We start from the raw sequence: 5945 nt of genomic DNA, 5'->3' as shown, positions 1-5945 counted from the left end.
GGCGCGTATCAACATACGGAACCGAAGGGCGCGAGGACGTACGCCGAAGATCGCCCGCAGATCGTGACCGCAGCCAGCGGCTATGCGCAACAGCCTCCTAGTTCAGATAGCGATCCGACTCGGGCGTCGGCGCGTACAAGACGAACGCCGGGATCTCGACGTCGAACGCCTCGCCGTCGTCGCGCACCATCTGATACGTGCCGTGCATCGTCCCGCGCGGCGTCCGCAGAATGCAGCCCGACGTGTATTGGAACGCCTCGCCCGGCTCGAGTCGCGGCGTCTCGCCGACGACTCCGGGCCCGCGCACTTCCTCCACCGTGCCGGCGGCATCGGTGATGATCCAGTGTCGCGTGAGCAGTTGGGCCGGGTCGGTCCCCTCGTTCACGATGAGCACGGTGTACGCAAACACGTAACGCCCCGCCGCCGGATCGGACCGATGCGCCAGATAGCGCGGTTGCACGGATACCCGGATCCCGCACGTCACGGCCGTCGACACGATCCGAGCGTACCCGCGTCCGCCGCGGAAGTCACGCGGCACGCGTATCCGAGCGCGCGATCCGCCCGAGGACGTCGCGGCCGCAGACGGCCGTAGCGCTTCGTGGCGGCGCGATGTGAACGTCGTCACTGGCTCCGGCGGAACCGCCGGCGGCGGTCGACCTGGTGGCGGTCCCTCGTCGGGTGCGCGCGAGGCGCGCGCACTCCACCCGCGGCTGCCGCCGCGCTCGGCGACTCACGAGCGGTGCATCCTGCGGATCGCGGTCAGCAGATCCTCGCGCGGAACCACGTCGAGCAACTCGAGCACACCGTCGCCCATCCGAAACAGCAACCGATAGTGAATCCCGGCGCGCGCCGACCAGACGTCGTCGATGCGCTCGAGCTTCTTGACATGAAATCCGGGCAAGCGATCGCCGGCCGCGATGCGCGCCGCCACGCGAATCGCGTCAGCAGCGGCGCGCGCCGGCAGCGCGTCGAGCGACCGGCGAGCCGCGGGAGTAAACACCGGCACGAGCGGCCGCGACGAGTCGGGCAGGTCCGCGGCCACACCGGGCTCGGCTCCTTCGTCCTCCCGCTCGGCGCCGGCCGTGCGCGCGTTGGCGCCATCGACGGCCCGCGACATTTCCGCGACCTGCTCGCGCAGCGCGCGCCGCTCCTGCTGCGACGCGGTGACATGCCCTTTGAGTTCCTCGATCTTCTGGCGCAGCCGGCGGACCTCGTCGGCATCGGCGTCGGCGGCGGCGTGGTCGCGCGTCGCGGCCGCCTTCGCGCGTTCGAGTTCTTCGCGCGCCGCACGCAGTTCGCGCTCGAGTTCGCTGGCGCGCGCCGCCGTTTCCCGCAAGCGAAAGCGTGTGTCGTCCAGTTCGCCGGCGAGCCGCTCGTCCACGGCCGCGCGCTGCGCGCGCCGCGCAACCTCGTCCAGCAGGATGTCGAGCAGGTCGCCCGCGATGTCGCCGGGCGGCAGATCGAGCCGGTCGCGAGCTTCTTCCACGTCGTACAGCAGCCGTTCGGCGGTGTCGCCCGGCAGCGTGGCGAGCGCGCCGCGCGCGAGCAACACGCCGAGCGCCGGGTGCGTGCGGGCGACGGTCGCCGCCACGTCGGCGAGCGCGGGGGCCGGCGCCGCATCCAGGTCGCGGCGAATCAGCGCTTCGAGCCGTTCGAGCGCATCCGCGTCGCCGCGAACGAGCGCCAGGCCGAGCGCCAGATCGTCGGGCACGTCGGCGAGCGCGGCCGCCGCCCGTTCGGCGGGCTCGCGAGCACCCGCCACCAACGCGAAGTACAGCACGTCCTCCGCGGCCTTTCGGTAGTAGTCGGTCCCCTCGAGCCGGTGGAGGGCGCGCTCGGCCCAGTCGAAGTAGGCGTAGTCCGCGAAGCTCTGAACCGCGAGGGACAACTGGCGCGGAGTGAGCTCGTCGAGGTCGACCGCTCCGAGATCGCGCGGATGTAACTGCGCGAACGCGTCGTCGTCGAGCAGTTCGTGAACGCGCCTGCGGTACTCCTGCATCGTCACGCCGGCAATCGGCGACGGATCGGCCAGCTTGTCGCGATCGGTGCCGAGACAACACCGTTTGTACTTGCGGCCGCTGCCGCACGGACACGGGTCGTTGCGGCCCACTCGGTCGACGGCGCGCCGGACGGTGAACCCCGAGACGGCGCGCGGCGCGTCAGCCGAATCGAGTACGTCGAGGATCGGCGCCGAGAGCCGGTGACGCAGACGGTCCACGTATGGATCCACTTCCTCGGCGACGTGACCGGCCGCACCGGTAATCGCGATTGCGTCGTCGTCGCCGACGATGCGCGCCGCGACGCCGAGAATCCATGCCGGCTCGCCCGTCAGCGGCAAGTGTGCCGCCAGCCGAATCTCGCGCACGAGCGCCGTGCGGTCCGCGGCGCCCGCCGCCAGCGCGCACAACACCAGCACTTCCGCGTGCTCGGTCGGCGGCAACTGGCGAGACCGCGCCGCGTGCAACAGTGCGGTCGCCGCCGCGTCGCCGGCAGCATGCGCGAGCGGCACCAGGAGATCGATGTCGGGCACCAGGGGAAGCGCCTTCGCGACCTGGCCGGCGTCGACCTCGACGGCCGCGACGGCGCGCGCGAGCAGCCCGGCCACGGCGCGTTCTCCGTCGAGCGCGGCGAGTGCCGCGGCGATCTCCGCCGGCGAAGGCGGCGCGTCAGCGAGCGCGGCGACGGACTCGCGTGTGATCATTGGCGCTGCAGATCAGGCGTGCGCGAGTGCGCCGCCGGCCGCTCCGGTCAGATGTTGAACCAGGGCGTAACCCAGATGTACTTCGTATTGAACGCGAGCCGCAGGAACATCTTCAGCGGCAGCGCCATCATCATCAGGAACAGGAACGCGACGATGTGGTAGCGCACCGCGCCGAGTTCCTGGTACACGGGCTTCTTGCGCAACAGGAACTGGCCGACGATCGCGAGGCCCGGGTAGTAGCCCAGGGTTGCGATCGCCCCGATGAGGAACATGGCGGACTGGGTTCGCGCTCCGAGTTGATACGGCAGGTCGACGTTGGTCAGGGCGACCGTCTTGTGCGGATCCCAGTATTGCCACGGCCAAAACAGGTTCCACCCGGGCCCGCGGAAGAACGTGCCGATCACGATCAGCGCGATCCACAGGACCAGGAAGCCGAACATGAACATCGACACCGCGAATTTGCGCTCTTTCACGGTGTAGTAGCCGTTACCGCGCGGATTGATGTCGATGTACGGGATGACCATCAAGCCCACGATGATGAGGCTCGGCAGCACGACGCCCGCGAACCAGGGGTCGAAGTAGACGAGCATCTCCTGCAAGCCGAGGAAGTACCACGGCGCCTTCGACGGGTTCGGGGTGCGGTTCGGGTCGGCCGCCTGCTCGGTCGGTGCGTCGATGTTGATCGACCACACCGTCATCACGATCATGATGACCAGGGCGCACAGAAACTCCATGCGGACCAGGTACGGCCACGTGTGGATCCGATTGGGCAGATCGGACAGCTTGCCCTTGATCTTCTTCTTCTTGGGCGTTTGTGCCGCGGGGGCGGCCGCCGCGTCGTTGGTGGCTTCGGCCATGGCTGTCACAGCGGGCCGGAAATCCCGCCGTCCTTCCGGATGCGCCAGAAGTGGACGATCATCAGCACGGACGCGATGATCGGAATGAAGATGCAGTGCAGCACGTAGAAACGCAGCAGCGTCGCGTCCCCGACCAGGCGTCCGCCGACCAAGAACGACCGCGCGTCGTATCGCGCATCGACGCCGATGAGGTCAGCGAACGGCCCTTCGTGGCCGAGGAACGGCGTCGCACGCGCCATGTTGGTGCCGACCGTCACCGCCCAGATCGACAACTGGTCCCACGGCAACAGATAGCCGGTGAACGACAACAGCAGCGTAAATACGAGCAAATTCACGCCGATGACCCAGTTGAACTCACGCGGCGGCTTGTAGGAGCCAGTCATGAACACGCGCAGCATGTGGATCCACACCGCGATCACCATCGCGTGAGCGGCCCACCGGTGCATGTTGCGCATGATCATGCCGAACGGCACGTCGAACTGCAGGTACTTGATGTCCGAGTACGCGTGGTTGCCGGTCGGCCGGTAGTAGAACATCAAGATCACGCCGGTGACGACGGTGATCAGATAGAACAGGAACGTCACCCCACCTGCGCACCAGGTAAATCGAATTCGCACGGCGTGCCGCGGCAGCTTCGACGGGTGCAGGTGCAGGAACACATTCGACGAGACCTGCAGAATCCGGTTGCGCGGCGTATCGGCGTACCCGTGCCGAAATACCGACCGCCAAACCTGCGACTCCGTGACCTGGTCGAAGAAGGAACGCTTCTTCCCGCTGGTGTCAGCCAAAACTACGTGCTCCGTATCAGCCCGTGTATTTGAGGAAGGCGTCGGGCTTGGTCCACTCGCCCTTTTCCTGGCGGAACGCGACGCTCTTGTCGACAATTAGCTGGCCGTCTTCCGCGAGGCCGATCTTGTAGCGCTCGAGCGGCCGCGGTGCCGGCCCCTCGAAGTTGATCCCGGTAATCCCGGGATAGGGATCGCTCGGGTCGATGCCGCGGTAGCCGGAGCCGTGGCACGGACATTTGAACTTGTTTTCGCTCGCGAGCCACCTCGGTGTGCAGCCGAGGTGGGTGCAGATCCCGGACAAGGCGAAGAACCCCTCCGTAGTTCGCACGATCCAGAAGCGGTACTTCTCGATCCACTCCTCGCTGACGTCGTTGATCCGGTAGGCCTCCGGCTTGCCGACCTTGAACGCCATGCGCGGTTCGAACAGAACCCTCGGGTACATGTACCGCCCGAACGCGAGCGTGCCGACGCCAAGCGAGCCCAACACGGCCCCCCACCCCATGAGACCGATGAAATTGCGCCGCGACCAGATGTGTTGGCTGGGGTCGCAGCCCTCTTGCCGTAGAAGCTCTAAATTGGCCATCGTGCACGTCCTCGAAGGCGCTCGCCTTTTACCAGGATCAAGTCTTGACCGTCAATCTGTCCTCGACACGAGACGCCGCGACGGCTGCCGCGCGGCTCGCGATCGCGGCGTACCCCGCGGCGCCCGCGTTCCTCACCTTCGATGACCCGTCGGCGCATCTCGATGCTCGTCTACCTGTTCGACATCGACGGCACCCTCCTGCTCACTGGCGGGGCCGGCACACGCGCGCTCAATTCCCTGTTTTTACAACGATTTGGCGTAAGATCGGCCATGGACGGCATTCGCCCGGCCGGCAAGACCGACCCCCTCATCGTCGCGGAAATGATCGAACGCGCGCTCGGCAGGCCGCCGGCGGACGGGGAGATCGAGGATTTGCTCGCGGCCTACGTGCCGCTGTTGGCTGCGGAGATCGCCGCGAGCGACCGGTTCCGAGTGATGCCGGGCGCGGTCGAAGCCGTCCGCGGGCTGGCGGCCGCCGGGGTGCCGGTCGGCCTGGCCACGGGCAATGTCAGGGAGGCCGCGCGCCTCAAACTCACGCGGATCGGCCTGTGGGAGACGTTTGCGTTCGGCGGCTTCGGGGACGACTCGCCGGACCGCGCGGCGCTGGTCGCGGCGGCGATCGAGCGGGCCCGCCGGGCCGTGGCCGCAGACCTACCGGCGAGCGCGTTCGTGGTGGTGGGCGACACGCCGCGCGACGTCGCCGCCGCGCGCGCGTGCGGCTGCCGCGCCGTGTGCGTGCCGACCGGCGGCTATGAGGCCGGCGATCTCGCCGCATGCGCCCCGGACGCGGTCCTCGCGAGCCTGCGCGATCTTCCCGGTTGGCACGCGGCGCAGACCGGTGGGTGAGCGCCCGCCGTGGCGCGGCCGCGCGCGGCAGGCCGAGAACCGGGCGGCCGGTCCCGATCGCGGTACGCCGCGGGCCGCGCAGCCGGTCGCGATCGCGAGACGCTACGGGCCGCGCAGCCGGTCGCGATCGCGAGACGCTACGGGCCGCGCAGCCGGTTGCGATCGCGGGC

Annotated in this window: 5 protein-coding genes and 1 pseudogene; 1 reads left to right on the top strand and 5 read right to left on the bottom strand. The window is 68.6% G+C overall.

Translation table 11 applies throughout. From position 1 onward, the window contains the following. Nucleotides 1–97: 97 nt before the first annotated feature. From apaG to D6689_08315, 5 genes and pseudogenes are all read right to left on the bottom strand, one after another. Entirely contained in the window at nt 98–499 is a 402-nt protein-coding gene (gene apaG / locus D6689_08335; protein RMH42394.1) for a Co2+/Mg2+ efflux protein ApaG, read from the bottom strand. A gap of 1521 nt (nt 500–2020) precedes the next feature. Continuing rightward, nucleotides 2021–2185, bottom strand: a pseudogene (locus D6689_08330) (hypothetical protein). Nucleotides 2186–2748: 563 nt separating this feature from the next. Continuing rightward, nucleotides 2749–3558, bottom strand: a complete 810-nt coding sequence (locus tag D6689_08325; protein RMH42393.1) for a cytochrome C — start codon at nt 3556–3558, stop codon at nt 2749–2751. A 5-nt stretch (nt 3559–3563) separates the two neighbouring features. Continuing rightward, nucleotides 3564–4346, bottom strand: a complete 783-nt coding sequence (locus D6689_08320; GenBank protein ID RMH42392.1) for a DUF4405 domain-containing protein — start codon at nt 4344–4346, stop codon at nt 3564–3566. Nucleotides 4347–4362: 16 nt separating this feature from the next. After that, nucleotides 4363–4929, bottom strand: coding sequence for a ubiquinol-cytochrome c reductase iron-sulfur subunit (locus D6689_08315; protein RMH42391.1), 567 nt, complete (start codon nt 4927–4929; stop codon nt 4363–4365). Between the two features lie 141 nt (nt 4930–5070). On the opposite strand from D6689_08315, the gene D6689_08310 reads away from it, so the two are divergent. Continuing rightward, nucleotides 5071–5775, top strand: a complete 705-nt coding sequence (locus D6689_08310) for an HAD family hydrolase (GenBank protein RMH42390.1) — start codon at nt 5071–5073, stop codon at nt 5773–5775. Nucleotides 5776–5945: the final 170 nt, after the last annotated feature.

It is taken from the genome of Deltaproteobacteria bacterium (assembly GCA_003696105.1).
In the GTDB taxonomy this organism is placed as follows: domain Bacteria; phylum Myxococcota_A; class Polyangia; order Haliangiales; family J016; genus J016.
This window is presented reverse-complemented; position numbering and strand designations above follow the sequence as displayed.

Coding starts and splice junctions, on each gene's coding strand:
- D6689_08310 (RMH42390.1), top strand. CDS start 5,071: ATGACCCGTCGGCGCATCTCGATGCTCGTCTACCTGTTCGACATCGAC.
- D6689_08325 (RMH42393.1), bottom strand. CDS start 3,558: ATGGCCGAAGCCACCAACGACGCGGCGGCCGCCCCCGCGGCACAAACG.
- D6689_08315 (RMH42391.1), bottom strand. CDS start 4,929: ATGGCCAATTTAGAGCTTCTACGGCAAGAGGGCTGCGACCCCAGCCAA.